Source organism: Pigmentiphaga sp. NML030171 (assembly GCF_002188635.1).
Lineage (GTDB): Bacteria > Pseudomonadota > Gammaproteobacteria > Burkholderiales > Burkholderiaceae_B > Pigmentiphaga > Pigmentiphaga daeguensis.
Window position 1 is genome coordinate 88,162 of record NZ_NINX01000035.1, and the last position, 26,013, is coordinate 114,174.

Annotated in this window: 25 protein-coding genes and 1 riboswitch; of the genes, 12 read left to right on the forward strand and 13 right to left on the reverse strand. The window is 65.4% G+C overall.

Annotated elements, in window-relative coordinates; all coding sequences use genetic code 11:
- The gene (locus tag CDO46_RS15050; RefSeq protein ID WP_087839300.1) at positions 1 to 969 is read right to left on the reverse strand and encodes a tripartite tricarboxylate transporter substrate binding protein; all 969 of its coding nucleotides are present in this window, start codon (positions 967 to 969) and stop codon (positions 1 to 3) included.
- A 177-nt stretch (positions 970 to 1,146) separates the two neighbouring features.
- Between CDO46_RS15050 and CDO46_RS15055 the strand changes: the two genes are divergently transcribed.
- The 7 genes from CDO46_RS15055 (at position 1,147) to CDO46_RS15085 (ending at position 6,778) form a co-directional block, all read left to right on the forward strand.
- Entirely contained in the window at positions 1,147 to 1,812 is a 666-nt protein-coding gene (locus tag CDO46_RS15055) for a GntR family transcriptional regulator (protein WP_087839301.1), read from the forward strand.
- Between the two features lie 43 nt (positions 1,813 to 1,855).
- Positions 1,856 to 3,082 carry a Rieske 2Fe-2S domain-containing protein gene (locus CDO46_RS15060; protein WP_087839302.1) on the forward strand — a complete coding sequence of 409 codons (1,227 nt, stop codon included), beginning with the start codon at positions 1,856 to 1,858 and terminating at the stop codon, positions 3,080 to 3,082.
- Between the two features lies 1 nt (position 3,083).
- Positions 3,084 to 3,563, forward strand: a complete 480-nt coding sequence (locus CDO46_RS15065; RefSeq protein WP_243724548.1) for an aromatic-ring-hydroxylating dioxygenase subunit beta — start codon at positions 3,084 to 3,086, stop codon at positions 3,561 to 3,563.
- 71 nt (positions 3,564 to 3,634) lie between these two features.
- Complete coding sequence (locus CDO46_RS15070) at positions 3,635 to 4,567, forward strand: PdxA family protein (protein WP_165963188.1); 933 nt, start codon at positions 3,635 to 3,637, stop codon at positions 4,565 to 4,567.
- The gene (locus tag CDO46_RS15075) at positions 4,564 to 5,502 is read left to right on the forward strand and encodes a hypothetical protein (RefSeq protein WP_087839304.1); all 939 of its coding nucleotides are present in this window, start codon (positions 4,564 to 4,566) and stop codon (positions 5,500 to 5,502) included. Before CDO46_RS15070 ends, CDO46_RS15075 begins: the two co-directional genes overlap by 4 nt.
- A gap of 3 nt (positions 5,503 to 5,505) precedes the next feature.
- Positions 5,506 to 5,952, forward strand: a complete 447-nt coding sequence (locus CDO46_RS15080; protein WP_217896315.1) for a carboxymuconolactone decarboxylase family protein — start codon at positions 5,506 to 5,508, stop codon at positions 5,950 to 5,952.
- Positions 5,945 to 6,778, forward strand: a complete 834-nt coding sequence (locus tag CDO46_RS15085) for an alpha/beta fold hydrolase (protein WP_207958652.1) — start codon at positions 5,945 to 5,947, stop codon at positions 6,776 to 6,778. The genes CDO46_RS15080 and CDO46_RS15085 overlap by 8 nt, the downstream gene beginning before the upstream one ends.
- Before the next feature lie 48 nt (positions 6,779 to 6,826).
- Here CDO46_RS15085 and CDO46_RS15090 read toward each other — a convergent pair whose 3' ends face one another.
- Positions 6,827 to 7,300 (reverse strand): LysE family translocator, encoded by a 474-nt coding sequence (locus CDO46_RS15090; RefSeq protein ID WP_087839305.1) that lies wholly within the window; start codon positions 7,298 to 7,300, stop codon positions 6,827 to 6,829.
- A gap of 8 nt (positions 7,301 to 7,308) precedes the next feature.
- On the opposite strand from CDO46_RS15090, the gene CDO46_RS15095 reads away from it, so the two are divergent.
- From CDO46_RS15095 to CDO46_RS15105, 3 genes are all read left to right on the forward strand, one after another.
- Entirely contained in the window at positions 7,309 to 8,091 is a 783-nt protein-coding gene (locus CDO46_RS15095) for a tripartite tricarboxylate transporter substrate binding protein (protein ID WP_165963190.1), read from the forward strand.
- A gap of 37 nt (positions 8,092 to 8,128) precedes the next feature.
- A complete protein-coding gene (locus CDO46_RS15100; protein WP_087839307.1) occupies positions 8,129 to 8,971 on the forward strand; it encodes a sulfurtransferase in 843 nt (280 codons plus the stop codon).
- Between the two features lie 509 nt (positions 8,972 to 9,480).
- Positions 9,481 to 11,169 carry a tannase/feruloyl esterase family alpha/beta hydrolase gene (locus CDO46_RS15105; protein WP_176400760.1) on the forward strand — a complete coding sequence of 563 codons (1,689 nt, stop codon included), beginning with the start codon at positions 9,481 to 9,483 and terminating at the stop codon, positions 11,167 to 11,169.
- Positions 11,170 to 11,232: 63 nt separating this feature from the next.
- Here CDO46_RS15105 and CDO46_RS15110 read toward each other — a convergent pair whose 3' ends face one another.
- The 6 genes from CDO46_RS15110 to CDO46_RS15135 are packed head-to-tail and all read right to left on the reverse strand — an operon-like array spanning position 11,233 to position 17,198.
- Entirely contained in the window at positions 11,233 to 11,652 is a 420-nt protein-coding gene (locus tag CDO46_RS15110; RefSeq protein ID WP_087839309.1) for a carboxymuconolactone decarboxylase family protein, read from the reverse strand.
- 42 nt (positions 11,653 to 11,694) lie between these two features.
- Entirely contained in the window at positions 11,695 to 13,398 is a 1,704-nt protein-coding gene (locus tag CDO46_RS15115; RefSeq protein WP_243724549.1) for a CocE/NonD family hydrolase, read from the reverse strand.
- 16 nt (positions 13,399 to 13,414) lie between these two features.
- A complete protein-coding gene (locus tag CDO46_RS15120; protein WP_087839310.1) occupies positions 13,415 to 14,395 on the reverse strand; it encodes a tripartite tricarboxylate transporter substrate binding protein in 981 nt (326 codons plus the stop codon).
- 52 nt (positions 14,396 to 14,447) lie between these two features.
- Positions 14,448 to 15,419, reverse strand: coding sequence for a tripartite tricarboxylate transporter substrate binding protein (locus CDO46_RS15125; RefSeq protein ID WP_176400761.1), 972 nt, complete (start codon positions 15,417 to 15,419; stop codon positions 14,448 to 14,450).
- A 28-nt stretch (positions 15,420 to 15,447) separates the two neighbouring features.
- Positions 15,448 to 16,323 carry a polysaccharide deacetylase family protein gene (locus tag CDO46_RS15130; protein ID WP_176400762.1) on the reverse strand — a complete coding sequence of 292 codons (876 nt, stop codon included), beginning with the start codon at positions 16,321 to 16,323 and terminating at the stop codon, positions 15,448 to 15,450.
- On the reverse strand, positions 16,320 to 17,198 hold the full coding sequence (locus CDO46_RS15135; RefSeq protein ID WP_087839313.1) for a fumarylacetoacetate hydrolase family protein: 879 nt from the start codon (positions 17,196 to 17,198) through the stop codon (positions 16,320 to 16,322). Before CDO46_RS15135 ends, CDO46_RS15130 begins: the two co-directional genes overlap by 4 nt.
- An 85-nt stretch (positions 17,199 to 17,283) precedes the next feature.
- On the opposite strand from CDO46_RS15135, the gene CDO46_RS15140 reads away from it, so the two are divergent.
- Positions 17,284 to 17,949 (forward strand): GntR family transcriptional regulator, encoded by a 666-nt coding sequence (locus CDO46_RS15140; RefSeq protein ID WP_243724550.1) that lies wholly within the window; start codon positions 17,284 to 17,286, stop codon positions 17,947 to 17,949.
- Positions 17,950 to 17,952: 3 nt separating this feature from the next.
- On the opposite strand, the gene CDO46_RS15145 is transcribed toward CDO46_RS15140, so the two are convergent.
- Together CDO46_RS15145 and ribB are read right to left on the reverse strand one after the other, a co-directional pair.
- The gene (locus CDO46_RS15145) at positions 17,953 to 18,810 is read right to left on the reverse strand and encodes a Sir2 family NAD-dependent protein deacetylase (protein ID WP_087839314.1); all 858 of its coding nucleotides are present in this window, start codon (positions 18,808 to 18,810) and stop codon (positions 17,953 to 17,955) included.
- Positions 18,811 to 18,825: 15 nt separating this feature from the next.
- Positions 18,826 to 19,491 carry a 3,4-dihydroxy-2-butanone-4-phosphate synthase gene (gene ribB, locus CDO46_RS15150; RefSeq protein WP_087839315.1) on the reverse strand — a complete coding sequence of 222 codons (666 nt, stop codon included), beginning with the start codon at positions 19,489 to 19,491 and terminating at the stop codon, positions 18,826 to 18,828.
- 109 nt (positions 19,492 to 19,600) lie between these two features.
- A riboswitch (FMN riboswitch) is annotated at positions 19,601 to 19,751 on the reverse strand.
- Positions 19,752 to 19,860: 109 nt separating this feature from the next.
- On the opposite strand from ribB, the gene CDO46_RS15155 reads away from it, so the two are divergent.
- Positions 19,861 to 21,099, forward strand: a complete 1,239-nt coding sequence (locus CDO46_RS15155) for a nitrate/nitrite transporter (RefSeq protein WP_087839316.1) — start codon at positions 19,861 to 19,863, stop codon at positions 21,097 to 21,099.
- A 145-nt stretch (positions 21,100 to 21,244) separates the two neighbouring features.
- Here the strand turns inward: CDO46_RS15155 and CDO46_RS15160 are convergent, their stop codons facing one another.
- From CDO46_RS15160 to CDO46_RS15175, 3 genes are all read right to left on the reverse strand, one after another.
- Positions 21,245 to 21,823 carry a MarR family winged helix-turn-helix transcriptional regulator gene (locus CDO46_RS15160; RefSeq protein WP_243724551.1) on the reverse strand — a complete coding sequence of 193 codons (579 nt, stop codon included), beginning with the start codon at positions 21,821 to 21,823 and terminating at the stop codon, positions 21,245 to 21,247.
- 32 nt (positions 21,824 to 21,855) lie between these two features.
- Positions 21,856 to 23,985, reverse strand: a complete 2,130-nt coding sequence (locus CDO46_RS15165) for a collagen-like triple helix repeat-containing protein (protein ID WP_140416869.1) — start codon at positions 23,983 to 23,985, stop codon at positions 21,856 to 21,858.
- Between the two features lie 278 nt (positions 23,986 to 24,263).
- The gene (locus tag CDO46_RS15175; protein ID WP_254914613.1) at positions 24,264 to 25,820 is read right to left on the reverse strand and encodes a ShlB/FhaC/HecB family hemolysin secretion/activation protein; all 1,557 of its coding nucleotides are present in this window, start codon (positions 25,818 to 25,820) and stop codon (positions 24,264 to 24,266) included.
- Between the last annotated feature and the right edge of the window lie 193 nt (positions 25,821 to 26,013).

The window sequence follows — 26,013 nt, forward strand, 5'->3', positions numbered from 1 at the left end:
TCAGTCTGTCTTGATGTCGTTGTCCGTCACTACCTTCTGCCATTTTGCAAGTTCGCTCTTCAGATAAGAGGCGAACTCCTCCGGGCTGCCTCCCAGAGTCTGAAGTTCTCCGCCGGGAGATAGTTGCTTGACGACGGCGGGGTCTTTCAGCGCGCTGTTGACGGCACGATTGAGTGTGTCGACGATATGCTTGGGGGTGCGCGCGGGAGCCATCAAACCACTCCAGGCTGAAGACTCGAAGCCGGAGATGCCTTGTTCCGCGACTGTCGGAACGCCGCCGATGGCGGCGATCTTGGTGGAGCTGCCGACCGCCAGCGCGCGTAGCCGTCCCGCCTGGATCTGTGGCAGAACGTCCAGGACCGAGCCAAACGACGCCTGGACTTCTCCACCGATCACCGCGACGACTGCAGGGGCGCTGCCGCGATAGGGCACCCCCACCATTTGCATACCCGTTGCTCCCTTCAATAGCTCCATCCCCAGGTGCACGGAACTGCCGACCCCGTTATGCGCATAGTTCATAGGGGCCTTGCGTGAGGCGGCAACCAGGTCTGCAAGATTCCGCGCGCTCGAAGATGCCGGTACGACGAGTACGTTCGGTGCGGAAACGAGCAGAGAAATCGGCGAGAAGTCCGCGATAGGGTCGTACGTCAGATTGGGCGTCAACGCGGGGGAAATGGCATTGGGTCCTACGGCGGCCAGCAGCAGTGTGTAGCCGTCGGCCGGAGCTTTGGCCACTTGGGTGGCACCAATGATGCCGTTCGCCCCGACTTTGTTCTCGACGATGAAGCCTTGTTTGAGCGACGCCCGAAGCGCTTCCGCGATGACTCTCGCGACGTGATCGTAGTACCCGCCGGCGGGATAGGGCACCACGATTTTCACGGGACGATCAGGGTAGGGGGATTGGGCATGGGCAGCACCGGCCGTGAAGGCTGCGCTGAGGGCTAGTGCTATGGCGGCTTTGCGTGGCATGGAGGTCTCCTTGGCTTTATGCCGGCCACTGTATGAAGTTTCAATATTCTTGTCAATAAATTCGAAATTATTTGTCTGATTCGATTTGTGATGATAGGATGCAAAAAACTAAAGTGATTTCGAAATTGCTCTTGGCCGAAACCCTGAAGGGAAGCTAAGGGCGCGGAGAGGCCAAGCATGGCAAGTTCTAAAACCAGCATTGCGACTACCCTCACTACCCGTCTGCGGGAAGCGATCCTGACCGGCGAGGTGCTCCCCGAGTCGCGGCTCCATCTGGAGTCGCTGGGGGAGCAGTACGGCGTCAGTCTCAGCCCTGTTCGAGAGGCGTTGCTTCGCCTGATGGCGGAGGGTTTTGTCGTTGCCGAAGACCAGCGCGGTTTTCGTGTCGTCGAAGCGTCGATCAAGAAGCTGGCCGAAGTCACGGCACTTAGGGCCCATATGGAGCCGTTTGCCTTACGCCATGCGATCGAGCTGGGCGATCTGGCCTGGGAAGAAAAGCTTGTCGCGGTTTTTCATCGCCTCACCCGGATCGAGCAACGCGACGGTTTCGTCCCGTTCCTGGACGAGTGGGAGCGGACGCACCGTGAATTCCATCTTTGCCTGGTCTCGGGCTGCGACATGCCGATGGTGACGCAGTTTTGCTCCGTGCTGCATGACCAGTCCGATCGGTTCCGGAGATTGTTCCTCAAGGAGCGGCCGCCCCAGCGGAACGTGGCTCAGGAGCATGCCGCAATCGTCGATGCCGTCCTGGCCCGGGATGCAGACCGCGCTTGCGAGTTGCTGCGCGCGCACAGCCTGCAGACGGGACAGGCTGTCCAGGCATTCATGCGCGAGTCGAGTTGAATCCTATAACAACACACGGCAAATCAGTCATCGGAGGTGCAGCATGCAGTATCGCGAGTGGACAAAAGGAGATCTGACCCGCGTTCCCTATTGGGTCTATGGAGACGATGCGATCTATCGACAGGAACAAGAACGCATTTACCAAGGCGATACATGGAGCTTTCTCGGCCTAGAGGCAGAGTTGCCCGAGTCGGGGGACTACAAGACGACGTTTGTCGGCGACATGCCGGTGATCGTATGCCGTGATGAGGGCGGCGTCATCCGAGCGTTCGAAAACCGTTGTTCGCACCGGGGCTCGTTGCTGGCCCTGCAAAACAAGGGCAAGGCCCGCAAGTTCACGTGTGTCTACCACGCATGGACGCATGATTTGCAGGGCAATCTCAAGACGGTGGCCTTCCGCCGCGGCGTGAATGGCGCCGGCGGTATGCCGGACAGTTTCGATACGGCCGACCACGGGCCGCGAAAACTGCGTGTCGAAGTGTACTGTGGTCTGATCTTCGGAACCTTGAGTGAGAAGACTCCGCCTGTTGAAGAATATCTGGGTGACGAAGTCGCCAGCCGGGTGAAGCGGGTTCTGCACAAGCCGCTGCGAATCTACGGCCAGTACACCCAGGCGCTTCCCAACAATTGGAAGCTCTACTTCGAGAACGCGAAAGATACGTACCACTCCAGCTTGCTGCATACCTTTTTCGCAACGTTCAAGGTCTCTCGGCTCTCGCAGGGAGGAGGGGTGATCGTGGCCGAAAGCGGCGGGCACCATGTCAGCTATTCCCTGAGCCATAGCGGGGGCCAGGACGACGAGTTCAAGAAGGAAGGGTTGCGCAGCAATCAGGAAGAGAACTTTCTTCTTAACGACAAGAGCGTTCTCAACATCGTTGACGAATTCGGCGACGGTTGCCACGTACAGATTCTGTCGATATTTCCGGGGTTCGTGTTGCAGGCGATTCACAACAGCTTGGCCGTTCGGCAAATCGTTCCGAAGGGCCCGGACCGCACAGACCTCGTGTGGACGCTCATAGGTTTCACGGATGACGACGAGGCCCTGCAGAAGCTGCGCATGAAGCACTCCAACCTCGTGGGGCCGGCTGGTTACGTCTCGATGGAGGACGGTGCTGTGGGTGGATTCGTCCAACGAGGAATCGCTGGATCCAACGACGCCGAGTCTGTGGTTCTTATGGGGGGAGAAGGGGCCGAGTCTTCGTCTTCCCGTGCTTCCGAGACCTCTATCCGGGGTTTCTGGAAAGAGTACCGTAACCATATGGGACTGTGAGATGGAAGAGAACAAAGAACATCTGGTGTCCGCGCTGGCGGCTTTGATGGAAGACTACGGCAGAGCCATAGATAGGGACGAGCTGGAGCGCTGGCCTGATTTCTTCGAAGAACAGTGCAATTACAAGATCACCTCGATCGATAACGAGCAAAGCGGCTATCCGTTTGGCGTGCTATGTGCCGACTCCAGAGGAATGCTGGCGGATCGGGTCAAGTCGCTGCGCGAGGCGAATGTCTACGAGGGGCAACGCTACCGGCACGTCATGGGGCGTCCGGTGGTGTTGTCGGTTGACGGCCCGCTGATTCATGCCGAAACCAGCTTTCTGGTGGTGCGGACAATGCGGACCGGTGAAATGTCCATGTTCGCGGCAGGCGTCTATCGCGATGTGGTCTCGCTTAGAGCCTCCAAGCCGGCTTTCGCGGAGCGCATCGTGGTCTGTGACAGCTCGCGTATCGACACATTGCTGGCATTGCCTTTGTGAGTTTCTCAATGGCGCTGAAAAGAATCGCGGTTACGTTGGGAGATCCATCGGGGATCGGACCGGAAATCGCATTGAAGGCATCCGACGACCCGCGTATCCGCAACAGCCTGAGTCTGGTTCTGTTTGGCGACAAACGGGCGTTGGACGCGCACGCGAAGCTTTGCGGACTGCGGGCCGACTACCGCCTGCTGCGGTCAATGGCGGACATTGCCAGCCTGGACCAGGGGCTGGCCCTGATGGACGTCCCGAGCTTGGACGAAAGCTTTCGAATCGGCGAGGTGTCGGCCGCGTCGGGTGCGGCAACCATCGCGGCGCTGGATGCAGCGGTCGATGCGGCGAAAGCAGGAGTGGTCGATGCAGTGGTCGGTTCGCCGATCCATGAGACCGCCATCAAACAAGCAGGCATTGCGTTCGACGGACATCCGTCGTACCTGGCGCGCCGTACGGGGACGCCGGTCGATGAAGTCGGATTGATGCTCTGCTGGGAAAGAACCAGAGTCGCTCACGTGACCCTGCACCTCAGTGTCAGGGACGCCTTGACTGCCATTACGCAAGACCGGGTAGAGAAGGTCATTCGTACGACTGCACAGGCTCTGGGCCGGCTGGGTATCGCCCGGCCGCGGATAGGCGTATCGGGCGTCAATCCGCATGCTGGCGAGTCTGGCCTGTTCGGCCGCGAGGAGATCGAAATCATCGCGCCAGCGATTGGCAAGCTGCGTGACGATGGCATGGATCTTATCGGACCTATCGGGGCCGATACGCTCTTGCCCAGGAAGGACTGCGATGCGTTCGTCGTCATGCTGCACGACCAGGGACATGTCGCTGCAAGGGTGGCGGCGCCTAACATGGCTGCCGCGATGTCGATCGGCACCCCGGTCGTGTTTTCCTCGGTAGGACATGGAACGGCGATGGACATCGCGGGCAAGGGAGTTGCGAATCCGGAAGCCTTGGTCCAAGCATTGCTCCATGTTTCGAATACATTTCCCACTGGAGACGGAGAATGATAGGTCTTGGTCTGGCATCCTCCCACGCGCCGGCGATGTTCTGCCCACCTGAGCTGTGGCCGAAGGTCTATGGCGCGATTCCCGACTACATGAAGGATTCGCAGCCGCATACTGCGAAGCTCGAAACGCCGGAGGTCATTCGCAGCTACGTGAATCGGATCGATGCAGCCTTCGAGGTCCTGCGGAAACAGCTGGAAGCGTATCGACCCGACGCGGTGATTTTCGTCGGCGACGATCAGGAGGACATGTTCGACGCACGGTGCAATCCGGCGATGTGCCTGTTTACCGGCGATGAGGTGTGGGGTTCCGAAGCGCCGTTCTATGTCGATCAACCGCCTCGAGCGTCGCGGATCCATGTGCCGGTGCACAAGGAATTGTCGAACCATTTGCTCGAAGAGCTTCTGAACGATGGTTTCGATATGGCCAGCTCCTCGGTCATGAATCCCATGGGGCCGCATTCGGAGCGGGGCACCTCGCACATGATCGTCTATCCGGCCAAGCGCCTGCTTCCCAGGTTGGACGTGCCGATCATCCCCCTGTACCTGAATTGCTACTTTCCGCCCTTGCCAACCGCCGCCCGGTGTTGGCAGCTCGGCGAGGCGCTTGCGCGCATCCTGGCCACGCGCAAAGAACGCGTCGCCATTTATGCGTCCGGAGGGTTGTCGCATGATCCGGTCGGTCCAAGAGCCGGATGGATCGATACGCCCATGGACAAATGGATTCTTGATCGCATCGCAACCAACAGGGGCCGAGACCTCCAGCATCTCTTTACGATGGACTCGGCCACCATGCGTGGCGGCTCCGGCGAGATCCGCGCATGGATCGTTGCCGCTGCCGCGTGCCAATGGAAAGGCGAGATAGTCGATTACATTCCCGCCCATCATGCGAAGACTGGGTTGGGGTTTGCGTATTGGCCGCAACAACCCAAGGAGTAAGACATGTTGCCTGCACGAATCGACGTCGGGAGCGTGAGCAAGCGGATGGGCTCCTATTCCGACGAAAGCCGGAGTATTGAAAGTCGTACCAAGATATATGAAGAGTTGGTAGGTTTTCTCCCGCCCCGTATCGAAGCGCGTTTCCATGTGACCGGGGCGATCGATCCGACGATGCTGCGCTTGCAGGAAGAGGCGCGAGAGCATGGGATGTATCCGAAGTGCTTCGATGTAAAGACGGCGCAGCTCTTGTTGTTCGGGATGTTGCTCATGGATCTCAGCGATGCCGCCGTTCTGCACGGTGTCGCTGCCCGCAAGGCGGGAGCGAGCTGGGACGAAATGCAAGCGGTCGTGAACCTGTGCTATTTGTTCCGCGGCTTGTCTGCCGCCAATCGAGGTGCGGAGATCCTCGCTCGCATCTGCGAACAGGAGGAGGGGACTGGCCGTGACTAATTCCGAGAATCCTGAAATTGGCCTGAGGTTGCGAGTTGGCCAGATCGATACGAACTACCACGACCAGGGCGAAGGCCATCCGGTACTGTTGATTCACGGTTCAGGGCCGGGCGTTACGGCCTGGGCGAATTGGCGCCTGAATATCGGTCCCCTGGCCGAGCGTGCGCGCGTCCTGGCGCCCGACATGGTAGGGTTCGGATACACCGAAGCGCCGCCGTCTGTTTCATACGATCTGGATACCTGGGTCGATCATCTGATCGGCTTCCTGGATGCCCTCTCTCTTCCCCAGGTCGACTTGGTTGGCAACTCGTTCGGCGGAGGTGTTTCACTGGCGGTTGCGAGTCGCCATCCCGACCGGGTTCGCCGCCTGGTGCTGATGGGGAGCGTGGGGACGTCGTTCCCGCTCACGCCCGGCCTTGACGCCGTGTGGGGCTATGAGCCATCGCTTCAGAATATGAAGGGATTGCTGGATGTGTTCGCCTATGACCGCAAGTTGGTGTCCGATGAGTTGGCTGAGTTGCGCTATCGGGCGAGTATCCGTCCCGGGGTGCAGGAACGGTTCGGCCGCATGTTCTCGCCCGGCCCTCGGCAGCGTTACATAGAGGCGCTAGCGACACCAGAGGAGCAGCTGCGAACCCTGCAGCATGAGACGCTTGTCGTCCATGGGCGTGAAGATCAGGTAATTCCTCTGCAGAATTCAATCAAATTAGCGTCGCTTCTTCCGCGCGCTCAACTGCATGTGTTCCCTCATTGCGGGCACTGGACACAAATCGAATGGACGGCGACGTTCAACCGTCTTGTCGGTGATTTCCTCGCCGCTCCTTGAGCAGCGTATGGAAAGCCAGGCGCCTTGCTCGCTTGAACGGGACTCTTGCTAACGCCCGGTGACGGCCCTGGCCAGCATGAATACGCCCAATCCCACGAAAACGATGGCGATGATGCGATTCGCCGCCACCAGGCCTGCACTTCCCGGCGCAAGCCGTCGCCCTGTGCGCGCGAGCACCGAGTAGCCCATCAGCGCCGAAAACGAGAAAGCCAGCAGTATCGAGGTAAGAGCGGCGAACTGCGGCAGCAAGGGGCGATTGGCCTGGATGAATTGCGGCAGCAGGGCCAGGAAGAACAGGATGGCCTTGGGGTTGGATAGCGCGACGAACATGCCTTGGGTGAAGAGGCTGGCGGGCGACGGCATGCTTTCGCGGCTCGCGGTTTGCAGGGGCGCGGAGGCGGTGCGCCATTTCTTGATGCCGAGATGGACGAGGTAGGCCGCGCCGGCCAATTGCAGGGCGGCATAGCCGATGCTGGACGCGACCAGCACGCCGCCTATGCCGACCAAGGCGGCAAGGGCCAGCGTGCTTCGTGGTGGAGCCCAAACCGGGCGCGGGCGGCGAGGTGGCGGCCAAACACATCATGGGAACTCCCGCCGATGGGTACAACCTGCTGGTGACCGGATCCTCGATCACGATCCGCGCGGCCTCCAATGAGAAGAATGCGGATGGCCTGCGCGATCTGCAGCCGATCGCGCAGATCACGACGACGCCCTACGTGATCGTCGCGAAAGCGGGGAAGTTCAAGACCTTCAAGAATCTGATCGACCAGGCCAAACCGAGCGGCAGCAAGATCGACTTCGCCTCTGCCGGCGTGGGCACGGGCATGCACTACCTGGGCGAGCTGATCAACATCAGCGCGGGTACGCACATGGTGCACGTTCCCTACAGCACGGGTTCCAGGCAGTTGCAGGCAGTGATGGCGGGAGATGTGGACATCGCCATCATTTCCCTGGTGACGGCTTGGCCGTACATCAGTGCGGGGACGATGGAAGCGCTTGCCGTGAGCTCCGCCGAACGCAGCGCCGTGGCCACCGGCGTGCCTACGCTGCATGAACTGGGGCTGCGCGACGTGCCCGCCATCGGCGCGTGGATCGCCGTGTTCGGTCCCAAGAACATGGATCCCGCGGTTACGAAGAGCCTGGCGGATGAAATCACCGCGATCGCCAAATCTCCGGCCACCCAGGAAACGGTCAAGGGCTGGGCCGCGGAACTGCCCGATACCAGCACCGCCGCGCTGACCGACGTGGTGCGCTCGGAAACGGAATTCTGGAAGAAACTGATCAAGGAGCGGAATCTGCCGGTGGCGGATTGACGTTCCGGCCGGCCTGGATGAGCGAAGGATTCGATCGATGAAACACAAGTTGTCGTCCCTGTCGGGCGATATCGTGCAGCCCGAGCAATTGCTGGAACGCGCCAACGCGAACCGGCTGTTTATCGACGTCAGGCTGGGCGAGCCCGAGGACGAGTTCAGGGACTACCGCGATTGCCACATTCTCGGCGCCGTGTACGGACAGATACGCGAGGTCTTCGCGGCGCAGCCTGCGCCGGATTCCGGCAATCTGCCCTTGCCGGAGCGCGAGCAGCTCGAGCACCGGCTCAGGGCCTGGGGCGTGGATGCCGAGACCGAGGTCGTGGTGTACGGGCCGTCGGTGGCGCTGGCCGCGCGCGGCTGGTGGGTGCTGCGCTGGGCGGGGCTCAAGAACGTCAAGGTGCTCGACGGCGGCTTGAAAGCGTGGATCAATCATGGCGGGCCGGTGGCCCAGGGCGAAACCCATCGCGTCGCGACCGCCGCGTCGGAGCAGCTCAGGCTGCAGCCGGGGAACATGCCGCAGATCCTCGTCGACGAGGTGGAGCAACTGGGCTCCGGCACCTTGCTCATCGATGCGCGCGACGAGAATTCATTTCTTGCGGGCAGCATCCCCCGCGCCAGGAACCTGCCTTCCGCCGAGCAGTGGACGCCGGCGGGCGTGCTGCGCACCGTGAGCGAAATCGAGTCGCTGTACGAGGACGCCGGCGTGAAAGCCGGCCGCGATGTCGTCGTGTACTGCGGCGGCGGGGTGTTGTCGGCGCTATCCGTCTTGACGCTTAACGCGCTGGGAGTCGAGCCGCGCCTGTACGTGGGTTCGTGGTCCGAATGGAACAAGAGTCCCGAGCGCATGGCGCGCAGCGCCGCTGAAAGGGGGCAAGCATGACGCAGCATTCCAGGCACCGCGCCGTCGACCATTTCGACGTGGTGGTTTGCGGCGGCGGTCCGGTCGGGCTGTCCATGGCTTTCCCTATGAGCGGCTGCTGAACCCCTACCGGCTGATGGCGATTTAGCAGCGCGAGAAGGTGGGGGTATTTATGGAGGTAGTTGCCAAAAACAAAACCAGCTAGAGCAAGCATTCATGCGGATCATAGGCCATCTTTTGAATGACACCGCTCGCCAGATCAGATGTGCCAAGAAACCCCTTGAGAAATCAAGGGGTTTTTTGTTGTCGTCTGCTTCTCCGCATGGCGTGGCCGATCGCGGCAGTTGCGCCGCCGCGGCACGTTACCTGCGCCATTCAGGACTAACCCTATTCGCGTAAGTCTCAGTTTTATGTAAGGTATTTTTATATCAAGATACTTTATAAATATCGCCGCCATCGGCGCCAATAAGGGGGACCGCACTATGCATGCATCGGGTGGATATCTGGCTGTTGGGTGGGGCGCCGGAGGTTTGGCGGCGGTTCTGGCGGTTGCCGGCTGCGGTGGGTCGGGCGCGGTGCCTGAGCCTCAGGCGCTGACCGGAGAGGCAGCCTGCGCGGCAGTCAAGGATTTCAGCAGCGCAGAGCACAAGGGTGTCATCACCAGCGCCACCTGGGTACCGGCCGCCACGGAGAAGTCCGCTCCGACCGCGGCAACCTTCCTGCCGGCCCACTGTGTGGTCCAGGGTTCCCTGGAACCCCGGACAGGCGTGGACGGAAAGCGCTACGCGACGAAGTTCGAACTTCGTCTGCCGCTCGAGTGGAATCGGCGCTTCTTCTTTCAAGGCGGCAGCGGGCTCGAGGGCACGCTGGCTCCCGCGTATGGACCGACGGGCGGAGCGAAGACGGCCCTGGAGCAGGGTTTCGCGGTGGTTTCCCAGAACGGCGGCCACGACAATGCCGACCTGCCGGCGCCCGAGGCCTTCGGCTTCGATCCCCAGGCGAAGGTGGATTTCGGCTACGGGGCCATCATCAAGACGTCCAAGGCCGCCAAAAGCCTGATCGCGGACTACTATGGCGACGCGATCGAGCGCTCGTATTTCGATGGATGCTCCACCGGGGGGCGGCAGGGCATGGCTTTTGCGCAGCGTTTTCCGGACGAGTTCGATGGCATCGTCGCGGGCGCTCCGGTATTCGACTTCGGCCGGGTCGTGGCGGCCCGGATCTGGGGTTGGCAGAAGGCCGCCGCGGTGGTGTCCCGGGATATCAATGGCATGCCGCGCTTCCACGAGGCGATGCCGCAGGCCGATCGCCAGTTGTTCCAGCGCGAGCTGCTGGCTGCCTGCGACGCGCAGGATGGCGCGGTCGACGGCATGATCAGCAATGTGGCCGCCTGCACGTTCCGCCCGAAAGCGCTGCTTTGCACCGGAGAGAAGACCCCGGAATGCCTGTCGGCCGAACAGGTGGGTATCTGGGAAGCCGTCCTGGACGGGCCGGTCGACTCCGGTGGCGCCGCGTTCAAGGTGCCGGGCTATCGAGCCCCAGGCGAGGTCCCGGTCCGCGGCTATCGCATCGACGCCGCCTGGATGACGTCTTCCGGTCAGGCTGCGCGCATCACGGGGCAGGGGCCGATTCTGGATATCCAGTGGAAACTGAATATCGACCCGACGCCGATCCTGTTCATGACCCCGCCCCAGCCGGGATTCCGGCCCCTGGATGATGTCGATTGGGATACCTGGGGCAATTCGATGACCGTCAATGCGCCGTGGCTGATGTCGGACCCGGATCTGGGGCGCTATCGCGACCGGGGAGGCAAGATGATCTTCTATCACGGCACGGGGGACAGCGGACCGAACGCCGTCGACACCATCGACTACTACGAATCCGTCGTGGCACTCAATTCGAGCCGCGAGCAAACGGGCCGGTTCGCCAGGCTTTTCCTTGTGCCGGGCATGGGCCATTGCAGGGGAGGTCCCAGCACCGACTCCTTCGACCGGCTGGCACCCATCATGGATTGGGTCGAGCGCGGCAAGGCACCGGATGTCATCGTTGCGCAGGCAACACCGGGCAACGCCGATCTCGCCGCGGTGACGCCCGCGATTCCGGCCAGCCGGACGCGTCCGCTTTGCCCGTATCCCGCGTACCCGCGCTACAAGGGAACCGGGTCGATAGACGACGCCGCCAGCTTCACGTGCACGCTGCCCGTAGCCGATCCGGCGTAAACCGTGCACGAGCCGGCGAGGCGGCCTTCGCGCCCGCCCCGCCGCGCCGGCCATGGTTTTTCCTCAGATCCCCATTTCCGCGAACACCTCCAGCATCACCCGCTGCCCGTCCAGCGCCGCGGGCACGCCGCAATAGATGGCGGCCTGCAGGAAGACCTCGTTGATCTCTTCCTTGGTCAGGCCGTTGTTGATCGCGCCGCGCACGTGCAGCCGCAGCTCGTGCGGACGGTTCAGTGCCGTGATCATGGCCAGGTTCAGGAAGCTGCGGGTGCGCCGGTCGAGTCCGGGCCGGTTCCAGACGTCGCCCCAGCAATGCTGCGTGACCAGCTGCTGCAGTTCCATGCGCAGCGGGTCCTCGGCGGCCTTGGCCAGCGAGGCGTCCACGTATTCGCGGCCGAGCACCTCGCGGCGGGTGGCCAGGCCCTGTTCGAACAAGGCTTCGTTGTAGCTGCCGCCAAGCGCGGTACGGTTGGATCGGGTCATGCTCGTCTCCTGGATCGGTACTGCGCGAGCATAACCCTTCCTTCAACCGCGGGCCGGGATCAGGGGCATCAGCAGGTAGCTGTCCCGTTCGCCACCGGTGTGGACGGTGGTCCGGCCGTCGAAGATCCCGGCCGGTCGGTCCTGCGGATGGTCGTGGCGCAAGCGCCCCGGCGGGTCGACGATGAAGTCATGGCCCTGCAGCGTCAGCACCAGGCGCCAGCCACGCGGGAAGACCATGCTGGTGGGCCAGATCTCGATATCCAGCGGATAGGCCTGGCCCGGCTCGAGTTCCTGGATTTCATCGTGCGTATGCCAGGGCCGGTAGGGCAGGCTGCGGGCGGGATCCGTCTTCCTGCGCGAGGCGCGCAGCCAGCCCAGCGCCATGGGTACCCGTTCGTGCGCGCCGATGAAGCTGGCTTCCTTGCCCTCCGGGTCGAACACGCGCAGCACGGCGAAGATGTCCATGTCGGCGGTCGATGACGACGCCCACAGGCGCAGGCTCGCGGGGCCGGTGAATTCGACGTCCTCTTCGAACGGCGCGGTCGAGAAGTGCAAGCCTTCGCCCATCGCGTCGAACACCGCCCGGCCGCCTGCCCCGGGCGCCTGCGGCGCCAGCATCAGCGCGTCCGCGTCCAGATGCAAGCGCGTCCATCGTGTCCGGGCCAGCGGCCATTCGTGTTCCTGGCGCAGCTCGGCGGTGCCGTCGGGACGGCGGATGGCCAGCTGGACACGAGGCTCGCGGTCCCAGCCGTTGTCCGCGCCGCGCAGATAGTGGTCGAAGAAACGTTTTTGCAGGGCGACGTAGCGGGGCAGGTAGAAGCTCTCGTAGTGGGTGCCGATGTGGGCGAACAGCCATTTGTCCCGCGATCCGGCACGCAGGAAACCTTCGAAGTTGCCGCGCAGGTGCATGCCCGGTCCGCCCCAGTTCGCGGCCGACAGGATGGGTACCTGGATCGCGGACAAGTCGGCTTCGCGGGCCTGGTTCCAGGCGTCGTCCAGTGGATGCTCCAGGCGGTCGCGCGGGTGGTCCGCGCGGCTGCCCCGCAGGATGGCTTCGGGCAGGTCGGGGCCGGTGGTGCGTTCGCCGGTCAGGCGGTCGCGGTGGGTGCTGGCGCCGCTGCCGTACTGATTGGCCAGCACCTGGCGCGGCCACCAGGCCTCGGTGAAGCTGTTGCTCAGGATGCCGCCGTGATAGCTGCCGTCGCGGTACAGGTCGCTGGATCCTTCCCAAGGCACGATGGCGGCAAGGTGCGGGGGCCGCAAGGCGGCCACCTGCCACTGCTTGATCGCGAGATAGGACACGCCGATCAGGCCTACCTTGCCATTGGACCATGGCTGGCCGCCCGCCCACTCTATCCATTCATAGAGATCGCGCGTCTCGATGGGCCCGAATGGATCGAGGTAGCCCTCGGAGCGGCCCGTGCCGCGCGAATCGACCTGGATCACGACGAAGCCGTCGGGCACCCAGCGCTCGGGGTCGACGACTTCCCAGCGCAGGTAGCGTCCGGTCGTGCCCTCGGTGTCCAGACCCGGGTAGATTTTCTTCAGGACCTGCCATTGGGGCTGGTAGGCATCCGCGAAATGGACGTCCTTGCCGTAGGCGCCCATGGCCATGACCACCGGGTGGCGGCCGGCGGCCTCGGGCCGGAAGACATTGGCGCGCAGCACGGTGCCGTCGGACATCGCCAGCGCGACGTCGCGTTCGAAGATCATGCCGTTCTCGGTGGTGGTGCGGGTCGGGATCATGGTGCGGGGAATCTCTTCATTGCATGGGTACGTGGGCAAGCTTGACGATGCGCGCGAACTTGTCCATCTCGGCCTGGAAGAAGCGGGTGAATTCCTGCGGCGACGATTGCGCGGGCGGACTGTCCCAGGCTTCCATCTTTTCCTTCACCTCGGGCACGCGCATGGCCTTGTCGATCTCGGCGTACAGGCGCTGCACGATGGGGGGCGGCGTTTTTCCGGGCGCGAAGATGCCGACCCAGCCGCCGTTGTAGTCCATGTCGGGCACACCGCTTTCCGCCATGGTCGGGACGTCGGGAAACGCGGCGATGCGCTGGCGGCTGGTGACCGCCAGCGGGCGGACCTGCCCGGCCTTGACCGCGATGATGGCCGCGGCCGTGCTCAGGAAGCATGCGCTGACGTCGCCGGCGATCACGGCGTTCAGCGCGGGCGCGCCTCCTTTGTAGGGCACGTGCAGCATGTGCGTGCCGGCCGTCGCGTTCAGCAGCTCGCCCACCAGGTGCAGCGTGTTGCCGGTGCCTGGCGAGCCGAAGGTGATGCGGCTTTCGGGCTTGCGCGCCATGTCGAGGAACTCGGCGAAGGTCTTGCCGGGGAACTTGGGATTGACCACCAGCGTCAACGCCGGGGCCACCGTCAGCAGGCTCACCGGCGTGAAGTCCTGCACCGTGTCGTATGGAAGCTTGCTGTAGATGCTGGGGTTGATCGCCTGCGAACCGGTGGTCAGCAGCAGCGTGTAGCCGTCCGGGGCGGCATGGGCGGCTGCCTCGGCGGCGATGATGCCGTTGGCGCCGGCGCGGTTCTCGATCACCACGCTCTGGCCCGTCTGCTTGCCGACCTGGTTGCCGATCAGGCGCGCCAGCAGGTCGGGGCTGCCGCCGGCCGCGAAGGCCACCAGGAGCCTGATGGGACGCGAGGGAAAATCGCCCTGGGCGCGGGCCGGCAGCGCAGCCGCCAGTGGCAGCGCGCCCAGCAGGGCGAGGGCTTGTCTGCGATGAGGCATGAGGGTCTTCTCCTGGGATCGGCGGCGGGGGCGCTGCCGGTTCGTTTGTCGGTCAGTTCGCCTGGGCGCCGGTTTCCTTCACGACCTTGGCCCACTTGGCCAGTTCGTCGTGCAGGTACTTCCTGGCCTGCGGCAGCGTGCCGCCCAGCGGCTCGAAGCCGGTGGCGGCCAGCCTGGCCTGGAAATCGGGGTCGCGCTGGATGCGCGCGACCTCGTCGTTCAGGCGCTGGAGCACCGCATCGGGCGTCCTGGCCGGCGCGAATACGCCCACCCAGGTCACGTCCTCGAAACCGGGGAAGCCCGACTCGGCCACGGTGGGCACCTCGGGCAGCGCCGCCGAGCGCTTGCTGCCGGTCACGACCAGGCCGCGCACCTTGCCGGCCTTGACCAGTTCCACCGCTGCGGGCAGGGCCACGCTGGCGAGCTGCGTCTGCCCGGCCGCGGCCGCCGTCAGCGCGGGGCCGGCGCCCTGGTAGGGAATGTGGGTGACGGGCGTGCGGGCCAGCACCTTGAACAGGTATTCGGCGGTCAGGTGCGGCGTGGTGCCGGCGCCGGCCGTGCCGTAGTTGTAGTCGCCGGACTTCGCCGCGGCGATGACCTCCTGCAGCGTCCTGGCCTTCAGGTTGGGCGCGGTCACGATCAGGTTGGGGCTCGAGGCCACCAGCGCCGCCAGCGTCAGGTCCTTCTCGGCATCGAAGCCCAGGTTGCGCTGCATGGCCGGATTGACGGCATAGGAACTGGTGTTGATGAGCAGGGTGTAGCCGTCGGAATCGGCGCGCGCCACGGCGGCCGAAGCCACCGAGCCGCCGGCTCCCGGCCGGTTCTCCACCACGATGCTCTGGCCCAGGGCTTCGCCCAGGCGATGTCCGAGCAGACGGGCGATGATGTCGGCCGGGCCGGCGGGCGCGAACGCGACGACGAAGCGGACAGGCTTGGCGGGCCAGGCCGGTTCGGCCAGTGCCAGGGCAGGGGATGCGAGGCCGCAGGCGGCCAGCGCCGCCGCGGCCATGCTCAGGGATTTCATGTTGTCTCCTCCGTGCGCGGTGCGCTGTTCAGATCGTGTCGAGGACGTACCGGGCCATCTCCTGTCGCGTGCCGATCCAGACGTCATCGGCCTTGGCCACGCGGCCCATGATCTCGTCGTAGACCCAGGCTCCCGAGGGACGGCCCATGACGTGCGTGTGGGCCGTGACGTCCAGCATCAGGGGCGCGGTCTCGCGTTCCCGGAAGGCGGCAAAGCAGTCCTCGAAGGTCTCGAGCATGTGCCGCGGTCCCTGGCCGTAGCGGATGCAGGTGGGCAGGTCATTGACGTCCATGGTGAGCGGGATGGCGACGATGCGGTGCTGCCCGAAGTCCATGACGTAGGGCCGGTCGTCGTCGTTCATGTCGCCGTGGTGCAGATAGCCGGCCTCGGCCAGCAGCCGCGAACTGATGAGGCTGCCCGTGCCGCGCGGGCTGATCCAGCCGGTGGGTGCCGTGCCGGAGGTGCCGGCCAGCAGGTCGTGGTTGCGGCGCAGGTTCGCGCGTTCGGCGGCCTCGTCCAGGTAGACCGGAATCACGTCCATGCCCCACGAGTGATTGACGATCTCGTGGCCGAGCTCGGCGATGCGGCGCACGGTGGCGGGGTCGCGTTCGCAGATGACGCCGTTGACCATCACGCTGGTCTTGATGCCGTGCTTTTCGGCGATGCCGATCAGGCGGTGGATGCCGCGGTTGACGCCGAACGATGCCCACGAGTGCGCATTGGTGTCGAAGTAGCCCGGCTTGAGCACGTTGCCCATGGGGCCGATGCCCGGCGCCTGGCCATCCGACCAGGCCTCGAACGCGATGTTGAAGATCACGGCGATGCGCTTGCCGCCCGGCCAGCGGAAATCGTCGGGCAGTCGGGTAATGCGCGGGGTGGCTGCGCTTGCTGCGATGTCGGTCATGCTTCGTCCTTCACGGTATTGGCCAGGGTGCCCAGGCCTTCGATCTCGATCTCGATGCGGTCGCCGGGTTGCATCCATACCGGCGGCTTGCGCGCATACCCCACGCCGGCGGGCGTGCCCATCGCGATGACGTCGCCGGGCTCCAGCGTCAGCGCCTCGGTCAGCAGGCACAGGGTCTCGGCCACCGGGAACAGCATGTTCGAGGTGTTGTCGCTTTGCATGACGCGGCCGTTCAGGCGTGATTCGATCTTCAGGCCCGATGCGCCGGGGGGCAGGGCGTCGGCCGGGACCAGCCACGGTCCGAAGGCGCCCGTGCCGTCGAAGTTCTTGCCTATGGTCCATTGCGCGGTACGGCGCTGGTAGTCGCGCAGGGTCGCATCGTTGAAGCATGCGTATCCGGCGACGGCCGACAGGGCGTCGTCCGGCGACAGATGCCGCGCCCGCTTGCCGATCACCACCGCCAGTTCCGCCTCGAAGTCCAGCTTGTCCGATACCCGTGGGCGCAGCAGCGGCGCGCCGTGGGCGATGAGCGAGGTGGCGCCGCGCATGAAGAAGCTCGGATACGAGGGCTTGGCGTTGCCGCCTTCGGCGGCGTGGTCCGCGTAGTTCAGGCCCAGGCAGATGATCTTGCCGGGCTGGGGTACGGGGGGCAGCAGGCGGACCTCGGCCAGCGGGACGCGCTTGGCGCCCGCCAGGGCGCGGTCGGCGGCTGCCCGCATGGCTTGCGGGCCTTGCGAGGCCAGCGCCGCCAGCGCGCCTCCGGACTTGAACGGATGGCCGGAATCGGCGATTTCGGCGACGCTGCCGTCCGCGACCACGCCGATGCGGACGGTGTCCTGGCTTGGGAGTGTGAAGGAAACGAAAGGATGAGCCATTGTCGATAAAACTCCGTATGGAGAAAAATATCGACAAAATTCTATCGAGCTAAAATAATGTCGGTAACCTGAGGAAAACCCCCGCATGTTAGATGCCGATATTGCTCCCAGCATGACCGTGCAGATCTACGAACGCCTGCGCGCCGATCTGCTCGACGGTCTGTGGCCCCCCGGGCAGAAGCTGCTAATGCATCGACTGCGGCAGCATTACGCCATAGGCGCGAGCCCGCTGCGCGAGGCGCTCAGCCGCCTCGTCGCCGAGGGCCTGGCCGTGCACAACGACCAGCGTGGATTCGCGGCCGCGTCGGTATCGGCCGACGAACTGGAGGACATCCTGCGCAACCGTGTGGCGCTGGAGTCGCTGGCGCTCGAGCAGGGGCTGGCCCGGCGCAGTCCGCAATGGGAGGAAGCGCTGCTGCTCGCCTTCCACCGCCTGTCGCGCACGCCGCGCTCGGTGGACGAGGACAGCTATGAAGAAAACCCGGTGTGGGAACGGCAGCATCGCGCGTTCCACTTCGCCCTGTTGTCCGCGTGCGGGTCGCCCACGCTGATGGGATTCTGCGAGCAGCTCTACGACCGCGCCTACCGCTATCGGCAATTGGCGGCGCGCAAGGCCTACAAGCGGCGCAACGAACTGGACGAGCACCGGGCCATCTTCGAGGCCGTGATGGCGGGGAACCTGGAAGCGGCCAAGGAGTTGCTGGCCCGGCACTACGAGCGGACGGCCGCGTTGTCGGGCCAGCAGGGTTAGGGCCTAGCCATCGGCACGGCCCTCGCGGGCCGCGTCGATGGCGCGCAGCGCTTCCAGCGCATTCAGCGGCAGGCCGATGGCCTGGGGCAGCCCGGGGACTTCCGGTTCGCGGGGATTGATGCGGATGACCGGCGCCCGCCTGTCGAAGGCCAGTTGCTGGCTGAAGTGGCGCACGGTGGGGACGGCCTGCCCGGCGCCTATCTCCACCACCACCGGCCGCGACGACAGCCGCAGCCGCGCCTCCAGGCGGCGGGCCTGGGACTGGGCACGGTCATCGATCCAGTCCGCGTCGCCGAACATCAGCACGTTAGGGCGGGCGCAGCCGCCGCAGCGCGGACAGGCGGGGGGTTCGCCGCGCAGCAGACAATGTTCCTCGTCGACGTCCGGGATGAAGTCGGTGGCCGGCCAGATGGCTTCGCAGCAGGGGGCCAGGCATTGCAGGAAATGCAGCGAGCCGTGGCATTCGGTGATGTCGCCGTCGTCGAATCCGGCGCGCTGGAACTGGCCGTCGACGTTGCTGGTGAAGACCACGCAGCCCCGGGGCAGTTCGCGGGCCCAGTCGCGCAGCAGCGCGAAGCCCGCGTGCGGCGCGGTGGTGCGGTACAGCGCCAGCCTGTGGCCATAGAAACCCCAGGCAAGCCGCGGATCCCGCCTGAAGGCCCGCGGCGAGGCGATGCTGGTGAAATCGAGGCCGTGGCGCCCCAGGGCCGGGTAGGCCCGCCAGAAGCCGTGCTGGCCGCGGAAGTCGGGCAGGCCCGAGTCGATGCCCATGCCAGCGCCGGCGGCGACGACGAGGCAGTCGGCCTCGTCGATGAGCCGGGCGGCCCGTTCGATATCAGGCTGGCGGATGGGGAATGGCATGGGGCCGTGTCCCCCTCAGGCCGCGATGGCTTCCTCGGCCGGCAGGTCGGCGCGCGAACGCCACGTCACGATGTCCTCGATCGTCAGCAGCGGCCAGCCGTGTTCGCGGGCATAGGCCAGCGCCGCGTCGCCGCGCATCATGCTGCCGTCCTCGTGCATCAGTTCGCACAGCAGCGCGGCGGGGGCGAGGCCGGCCAGCGCAGCCAGGTCCACCGATCCCTCGGTGTGGCCGCGGCGGCCCAGCACGCCGCGCGGATCGGCGCGCAGCGGGAACATGTGGCCGGGGCTGACCAGGGCCGCCGGATCGCCGGTCAGCGCGGCGCGCACCGTGGTGATCCGGTCCGCCGCGGAGACGCCCGTGCTGACGCCCTCGCGGGCCTCGATGCTGACCGTGAACGCGGTGCCGTTGCGGCTGCGGTTGCGGGAGGTCATCTGCGGCAGCCCGAGCGCATCCACGCTCTCGGGCGTCAGGCACAGGCAGACGATGCCGCTGCAATCGCGGATCATGCGCGCCATGATGGGTTCGGTGATGGATTCGGCGGCGATGATGAGGTCCGCCTCGTTCTCGCGATCCTCGTCGTCCAGCAGCACGACAGGCTGGCCGAGTTTCAGCGCGGCCAGGGCCGCGAGCAGCCGTTGTTCGGCGGTAGTGGCTTCGAAGTACTGTTGCAGGGACTGCATGAAAACGCTCCGTAGGAAACAGGAAGCGTTCAGGGCATGGCGCTGGTGGGCGCCGTAGGAGGCGCGCCGCCCATGGCTGCGCGGACGCAGGCCGGGACGCGGCGCGTGTTCCCGTCTTCTTTCATCCGGACTATGACCGTCGGCTCCGGCATGGGACCGGATCTGCTGACCTTGCCGGAGGGCCGGCAAGCGCTCGCGGGCTCGGTGTGCGAGGACACCCTACCGCCGGTGGGGATTTCCACCCCGCCCTGAAGACGCACCGCCCAGACAGGCGGCAGGGCTATCGTAGCAGATGTGCCGCCGGGCCTTGGCGAACGCCCTCACGGCGCCTCGGGTATTCTTGCCGTTCGAGGAGACCTGTCTTTGCCCATGCCCAACGATAACGATATGCGGCCGCCCCAGATCGGCGGACGGCAGTCCCTGTTGATCTTTGCCTGTTTCGCCGCCGCCTATTTCTTTTCCTACGGCCTGCGCTCGGTCAATGCCGCGCTGGCGCCGTTCATCACGCAGGACCTGTCGCTCAGCAAATCGCAGCTCGGCTGGCTGTCGTCGGCGTTCTTCGTTTCCCTGGCGGCCATGCAGGCGCCGCTGGGCGTCTGGCTGGACCGCTACGGTGCTCGGCGGGTCGAGGCCTGCCTGCTGGCCATCGCCGCCCTGGGTTCCTTCGTCATGGTCTGGGCAGGCAGCTTCGCGGTCACCTCGGCGGGCCGCATTCTCATCGGCGCCGGCGTGGCGGCCAGCCTGATGGCGCCGTTCTCGTATTTCCGGCGCTGCTATCCGGTGGAGCGGCAGGCGCAACTGGGCTTGTGGCTGCTGGTCGCCGGCACCGGCGGCGCGGTGTTCTTCACGTCGCCCGCGGCCGCGCTGGCCGGGCATTTCGGCTGGCGCAGCGTTCATCTGTTGTCAGGCCTGTCGCTGGCGGTGGTCGCGGTCCTGCTGTGGCGCGTGGTGCCTGATCATGACGTGAGCGTGCTGGGGACCGGTCGTCCGGGCGCGGCGCAGGTCTCGCTGTGGGGGCTGCTCAGGCACCCCGAGATCCTGCGCGTGATGCCGCTGTCGGCCATCGGGCAGGGCGGCATCATCGCCCTGCAGACGCTGTGGGCCGGACCATGGATGACGGACGTCCTGGGCATGAGCCCCGCCGGCAGCGCCTCGATGCTGCTGGTCATGATGCTGGTGATGACGCTGGGCTACGTCGTCATGGGTTTCGCCAGTCCGCCGCTGCAGCGGCGCTTCGGTCTGCTGAACATCGCGCTGGCGGGCTATCTGTGCTGTTTCGTCGTGATCTTCCTGCTGGCCTTCGCCGGCGGGCCGCTGGCCTGGCTGCTCTGGCTGGTGATGGCGGCGGGCGTTGCGCCCATCATGCTGATGCAGCCCTATCTGTCCACGCAGTTTCCCCGCGAGGCGGCGGGGCGGCTGGTGACGCTCTACAACATGTTCGTATTCGTCGGCGCCTTCGTGATCCAGTGGGGCATAGGCGTGGTCGTCGACGGATTGACGCAGGCCGGCCTGGGGCGGGGCGCGGCGTTCGCGGTGGCGTTCGCCGCACTGGGGGTATTGCAGATGGCGTCGCTGGGATGGTTCGTCCGCGGGCGCAAGGCCGGCTGAGCCTCGCGGTAGAAAATGCCCCCACGCTTGCCGCTATGCGGCGACGCTGCCCCCCGGAGGGGGCGCTTTTTTGCCTTGGGGCGGCCCGGCGGCAAAAAAATGCCCGCTTGCGCGGGCAGATGGAGATGTCGGTCAGGAGGGCAAATCAGTTGCGCCGCTTGTCGTCCCCGGGATGGCGGCGTCCTTCCAGGTTCGGGGCGTTGCCGCCTTCTCCCAGCATGCCCAGGGCCTCGGTCTTGAGCGCATGCACGCATTGCGCCAGAAAGCCATGGACGGCGGACAACTGATCGCGCTCGTAGCGGGCGCCGATGTGCGCGACGTCCTCGGCCACCGCGCGCATATGGCGTTCGATCTCCGCGCACTTCTCGCGCACCGGCCGAATGACGACGATGCGCCGGTCCAACGGATGCTTGTCGCGGACCACGAAGCCGGTGGCTTCCAGTCGGTCGATCACCGCCGTCGTCCCGCCCGAGCTGATGCCTGCCAGGCAGGCCAGCTGGCCGGTCGTGATGGGCTCGAACTCGATGACGAGTTCGAGCGCCTTCACGTCGACCATGCCCAGCCCCAGTCGTTCGGCCAATGCTGTCTGGTATAGCGAGGTGTAGACCGTCAGGCGGCGGCCGAGCATCGTGACGATGCTGTTGAGCATCTCCTGGCTGTCGCTGTCCGTTTCCTCGGGTTCCCGGGGTATCGATCCGTGGACCGAATGGCTCGAGGAACTCATTACGTTCTCCCAGTGAAGCATGGCCTCTCCTTTCAATGCTTGCCCAAGCTGCCCAGCAGCCCGCCCAGCAATCCGGTGACCGGGTTCAGCAGGCCACCGTTGCCTTCGCCACCTCCCGTGCCGCCGCCCAGGCCGGTGCCCTGGCCGACTCCAGCAGTCAGGCTGTTGACGGCGCCGGTCAGGTTGGTCAGCACATTGCCGACGGGATTGGTGTTCTCAGGTGTGGCATGGACCAGGCCGCCCACACTGGAGACGGTCTGTCCCAGGCCGTTCACCAGGCCACCCAGGCCCGTGCCGACGACGGGGACGTTGCCGCCCAGGTTGGTGCCGACGCCGCTCAGGCTGCTGCCCAGCGAGGTCAGGAGGCCGTTGACCGGTTCGCCCAGGCCGGTGGCCGCGCCCACCGTCTGCGTCGTGCCGGACACCAGGTTCGCGACCGGAGTGACGACCGGGTCGAGAGCCGTGCCGACATTGCCCAGGGTTTCCTTGGCGTTGAGCGGAACGAGGTTGTCGACCGCGCTTCCCGTATTGGCCAGCGAGGGATGGAGGATCGGCTTGGCGTCGCTGCCGATGCCGCCCAGCAGGCCGCTGGTGATCGGGGCGAGGAGTCCGTTGCTGCCGCCCAGCAGGCCTTCGAGATTGCCGGACAGGATGGGTTGCAGCAGTCCGCCGCCTTCGCCGCCCGTGCCGCCGGTCAGGCCGCCAAGCAGGCCGGTGACGGGAGCGAGCACGCCGCCTTCGCCGCCGGTGGCGCCGTTCAGCAGGTTGGTGACGGGAGCCAGTATGCCGCCTTCGCCGCCGGTGACGCCGCCAAGCAGGTTGGTGACAGGAGCCAGCACACCGCCTTCGCCGCCCGCGACGCCGCCGAGCAGGCCGGTGACGGGTGAGAGCAGGCCGCCGTCGGCGCCGGCGGCCGAGGGCGACGTGGCGCTGCCGGCCTTGTCGACCAGTCCGCCTTCGATGCTCAGGCCCAGGCCGGCGGTCAGGCTGTCCACCGATCCGGTCAGGTTGGCCAGCACGTTGCCGACGGGGTTCTTGTTGGCATCGGAAGCATGCACCACGCCGCCGGCGCTGGCGACCGTCGCTCCCAGCCCGGATACCAGGCCGCTCACGCCGGTGCCGGCAACCGGAAGCTTGCCACCCAGGCTCTCACCCAGGTTGGAGACGGCGCCGCCCACGGAGACGAGAAGATCATTCACCGGCGCGCCCAGGCCGGTCTTGTCGCCGACCTGTTGCGTGAGCTGCGTGGCGGTGCCGACGATGGGGCTGACCGCCGGATCCAGGCCGGCGCCTACTTGGCCCAGCGTCTGGCCCAGCTTCAGGTCCACCAGGTTGTCCACGGCGCTGCCCGTGTTGGTCAGGGCCGGCTGCAGCACGGGGTTCTGAACGGTGCCACCTTCGCCCAGGCCGTTGAGCAATTGCGAGACCGGGCTCAGCAGGCCATCGTCGGAGGCCAGCGTGCCGGTCAGGGTGGAGACCGTGCCGCTCAGGTTGTTGAGCACATTGCCCAGGGGGTTGGGATTGCCTTCGGTCGCGTTCACCAGGCCACCGGCGCTGGCGACCGTGTCGCCCAGGCCCGCGACCACGCCGCCCAGGCCCAGCTTGACGGGCAGGCCGGTGTCGTCCAGCGATTGGCCCAGGTCCTTCACCGAGCCGCCTACCGAGGTCAGCAGGTTGTCCACGGGGGCGCCCACGCCGGTCGCGGCTCCCACTTGTTGCGTCAGGCCCGTCACCGTGTTGCCTACGGGGGCGACCACGCCGTCGAGCTTGGTGCCGACGTTGTGCAGCGTGCCGGCCAGTCCGGTGTCGACCACGTTGTCGACCGCTTGGCCGACATTGCCCAGCGTGGGCGCCAGGACGCCCGTGACGGGCGTGCCGCCAGGATTGCCAGGATCTCCGGGGTTGCCGGGATCACCCGGGTTGCCAGGATTGCCGGGGTTGCCCGGATTGCCCGGGTCACCGGGGTTGCCGGGGTTGTTCGGATTGTTGGGGTTGTTCGGATCACCCGGATTGTTGGGGTTGTTGGGATTGGTGGGGTCGGAACCTCCTCCCAATCCGGAGGTGATCGCACCGGATCCGGAGCAACCGGCCAATGTCGAGAGTGCGAGTACCAAGGCGGCTACCAGGACGCGAGGGCCCGGCTTCGTTTGTTCTTTATGCATGGTTATTCCCCTTTATCGCTGAAGCGGCGACACTGCCTGCTGCGCCTATCGAGCAAAAGCTGTGCCAATGTGCAACCGCAAGCGGACGGAGAAGCGGGGCGATCGCCTCGGAACACCCGGAAAACCTTGCAAACAGGGGATAAATCGAAAACTCAGGGAATTCGTGCGGCTGAGACGATGGGCCGAAATTCCCTGGGAAGCGGGGCGAAAAGACGGGGGAGGCGGGGGTTCGTTACGTAGCAGGGATCCCCCTGTTACGTAACGAAGACGAGCGCGGGTCAGTCGAACCGCAGCGAGTAGTTGGCGTTCAGTCGCAGCGGCCGGTTGTCGCTGTTGACCGGCTTGTCGCCGACGGGCTTGGCCAGGTTCACGTCGAACGCGTAGTGGCGCTGGTCGGTGACCCGCAGGCCCAGGGCCAGCGACGTCAGCGTGTCCGTGGCCAGCGTGAAGTTCTTGTTGTTCAGGCTGACGTGGGCATAGTCGGCCAGCACGTAGGGCGTGACGCTCTGCAGGTAGGGCAGGCCCACCGCGAAGCGCCGGTTCAGCTCGATCGAGGCGCCGTAGCCCTTGTCCCCGCCCAGTTCGCCCGCGGGATAGCCGCGCCCGAAGCGCTGTCCGCCGAACGTGAGCTGTTCGGACGTGGGCAGCGAGTCGGAACTGTACTGGCCCAGCGCGGCCAGCGAGAGTCCGAACTGATGAGGCAGCGTGAAGTTCTGGTTGGCCGCCAGCGTATAGCGAGTGAAGCCCAGGTCATAGCTGCTGTTGGCGCTTTGCTCGGCGCCCAGTCCGTCCACGCCTTTGTAGATCCCGGCCGTGATGCGCCGCGATTGCGTATCGCTGGCCTGGGCGTAGGCCAGCTCGGCGCGCAGCACGCGCAGGTGGTTGCTGAGCGTGACCTGGTTGCCGGTGATGCGGCTGCTGTACGTGTCGTTGTTGCGCGAGGCGTAGAAGCCCGCCGTTCCTGTCAGCGATTCCCGATTGGCCAGCAGGAAGGGATAGCTCACGCTGAGCCCGGCCCGCTGGTTGCGGACCCGGCGGTCGATGTTCTGCGCGTTCAGGCTGTCGTTCTCGGGGTTGGCTGCGTAGCTGTAGGCCTCCGCGCGTACGGTCATGCCGTCGCTGCCCACCGGCACGGCGACATTGGCCGCGTAGTACTCCAGGTGATCGCTGCCGCGCGGCACCGCCGTGGTGACCTGGATCTGTTCGGCCAGCGGCGTCAGGCTGTTGGCCGTCGCGGTCAGCATGGCGTGGACGCCGGTACCCAGGTTGCCGATGCCGGTGTCCAGCCGGAACGCCTTGTAGCCGACGTTCACGACCAGTTCCGTGGAGCCGTCGGCGCGCTTGGGAAGCGAGAGTTCCGGCTTGACCGTGGCGCCGGCCACCGTGGTCATCAGGTTCAGGTAGCGCTCGAGCGTCGCTCGCGTCAGGGGCCGCTCGGCCTCGATGCGCGCGGCGTAGTCGCGGATCTTGGCCGCGGCGTTGCCGGCGTCGCCCTCGATGCGGGTGCTGCCCACATAGCCTTCGACCACGGTCACCTTGACCAGCCCGTCGCGGAAGTCCTGCGACTGGATCAAGGCGAAGGACAGCGCGTACCCGGCGTCGCGATAGAGCTGGGTGATGGCATCGGTACGCTGGATCAGCTCGGCGACGGTGATCTCCTTGCCCGCCAGCGGCTCCAGCAGGTCGACCACCTTCTGGAAGTCGACCGCGGTGACGCCGGATACGTCGAACTGCCTGGGCACCAGCCTGTGCGCCAGCAAGGCCTGGATGGCCTCGTTCTGCGCGGGCGCCGGAACGGATACCGACGGGGCCGGCGCCGGAGCCGGGACCGACACCGGAGGCAGCGATTCCGCCGGGTTTCCCCGAAGGGGGCTATCGGCCGCCGGTGCCGCTAACGGATATATGGCAACCGCGGCCAGCAAGGCCAGATTAAGTGTGCGGAGTTCGGGTTTTCCCGATGAAAACGAGGTCATTGGGGAATATGAAGCAAATATGCGTAAACGATCGTCATCGCGCGAAGTGTGCCAT

What these genes read in the sequence shown, in the direction of transcription:
- CDO46_RS15120 (WP_087839310.1), bottom strand. Translation starts at nt 14,395, where the DNA reads ATGCCTCATCGCAGACAAGCCCTCGCCCTGCTGGGCGCGCTGCCACTG.
- CDO46_RS15080 (WP_217896315.1), top strand. Translation starts at nt 5,506, where the DNA reads ATGTTGCCTGCACGAATCGACGTCGGGAGCGTGAGCAAGCGGATGGGC.
- CDO46_RS15145 (WP_087839314.1), bottom strand. Translation starts at nt 18,810, where the DNA reads ATGCCATTCCCCATCCGCCAGCCTGATATCGAACGGGCCGCCCGGCTC.
- CDO46_RS15130 (WP_176400762.1), bottom strand. Translation starts at nt 16,323, where the DNA reads ATGACCGACATCGCAGCAAGCGCAGCCACCCCGCGCATTACCCGACTG.
- CDO46_RS15125 (WP_176400761.1), bottom strand. Translation starts at nt 15,419, where the DNA reads ATGAAATCCCTGAGCATGGCCGCGGCGGCGCTGGCCGCCTGCGGCCTC.
- CDO46_RS15155 (WP_087839316.1), top strand. Translation starts at nt 19,861, where the DNA reads ATGCCCAACGATAACGATATGCGGCCGCCCCAGATCGGCGGACGGCAG.
- CDO46_RS15065 (WP_243724548.1), top strand. Translation starts at nt 3,084, where the DNA reads ATGGAAGAGAACAAAGAACATCTGGTGTCCGCGCTGGCGGCTTTGATG.
- CDO46_RS15115 (WP_243724549.1), bottom strand. Translation starts at nt 13,398, where the DNA reads ATGATCCCGACCCGCACCACCACCGAGAACGGCATGATCTTCGAACGC.
- CDO46_RS15100 (WP_087839307.1), top strand. Translation starts at nt 8,129, where the DNA reads ATGAAACACAAGTTGTCGTCCCTGTCGGGCGATATCGTGCAGCCCGAG.
- CDO46_RS15165 (WP_140416869.1), bottom strand. Translation starts at nt 23,985, where the DNA reads ATGCATAAAGAACAAACGAAGCCGGGCCCTCGCGTCCTGGTAGCCGCC.
- CDO46_RS15075 (WP_087839304.1), top strand. Translation starts at nt 4,564, where the DNA reads ATGATAGGTCTTGGTCTGGCATCCTCCCACGCGCCGGCGATGTTCTGC.
- CDO46_RS15050 (WP_087839300.1), bottom strand. Translation starts at nt 969, where the DNA reads ATGCCACGCAAAGCCGCCATAGCACTAGCCCTCAGCGCAGCCTTCACG.
- CDO46_RS15140 (WP_243724550.1), top strand. Translation starts at nt 17,284, where the DNA reads ATGTTAGATGCCGATATTGCTCCCAGCATGACCGTGCAGATCTACGAA.
- CDO46_RS15135 (WP_087839313.1), bottom strand. Translation starts at nt 17,198, where the DNA reads ATGGCTCATCCTTTCGTTTCCTTCACACTCCCAAGCCAGGACACCGTC.
- CDO46_RS15055 (WP_087839301.1), top strand. Translation starts at nt 1,147, where the DNA reads ATGGCAAGTTCTAAAACCAGCATTGCGACTACCCTCACTACCCGTCTG.
- CDO46_RS15160 (WP_243724551.1), bottom strand. Translation starts at nt 21,823, where the DNA reads ATGAGTTCCTCGAGCCATTCGGTCCACGGATCGATACCCCGGGAACCC.
- CDO46_RS15060 (WP_087839302.1), top strand. Translation starts at nt 1,856, where the DNA reads ATGCAGTATCGCGAGTGGACAAAAGGAGATCTGACCCGCGTTCCCTAT.
- CDO46_RS15110 (WP_087839309.1), bottom strand. Translation starts at nt 11,652, where the DNA reads ATGACCCGATCCAACCGTACCGCGCTTGGCGGCAGCTACAACGAAGCC.
- ribB (WP_087839315.1), bottom strand. Translation starts at nt 19,491, where the DNA reads ATGCAGTCCCTGCAACAGTACTTCGAAGCCACTACCGCCGAACAACGG.